This is a genomic window from Arthrobacter sp. P1_B9 (assembly GCF_056406495.1).
The window spans coordinates 1-516 of sequence record NZ_JBFUAA010000033.1; the positions used below are offsets into that span (position 1 = coordinate 1).

The following is a 516-nucleotide window of genomic DNA, read 5'->3' on the forward strand; positions in this document are numbered from 1 at the left end:
GGGCCGCGTCGGACTTCGCCGGCAGCGTGGAGGAAGTCTCCCGCGCGGTGGAGTATCTGCAGCTCGTCGCGGCGGCCGCCGTGGACCGGACCAGGAAGCAGTCCGCCGCCACGGCCACGGGGGTCGCGGCGGGGGCCGTCACCGGGTGGACCACCGGCTGGCGTGAGAGCCCCGCCGGGTGGCAGACCGGCACACCCGGAACCGCGAAACCCGCCGGCGCCTCCCTGGCCTCGGCTCCCGCCGGCGCATCCTTGTCCTTGGCTCCCTCCGGCAGGTCTGTTGGGGCGGTTCCCGCCGGCACCTCCTTGTCCTCGGCTCCCGCCGGAAGCCCCGGAACGGGTGAGCCGGCGGTGCCGGAATCGGTGCTGGATGACGGGTACCGGAACACGGTGGAGTTCCTGCGGGCACGGCTGCGGATCAGCGCCGCGGAGGCCAGGCGCCGGCTCTGCCTCGCCGACACGCTGCTGCCCCGGCAGGGACTCGCCGGCCGGCCCATCCCGCCCCTGCACCCGGAGC

1 pseudogene is annotated in these 516 nt (G+C 76.0%); it reads left to right on the forward strand.

The window, feature by feature from the left end:
- Positions 1-516 (forward strand): annotated as a pseudogene (locus AC1D1A_RS20895) (HNH endonuclease signature motif containing protein); the annotation flags it as partial.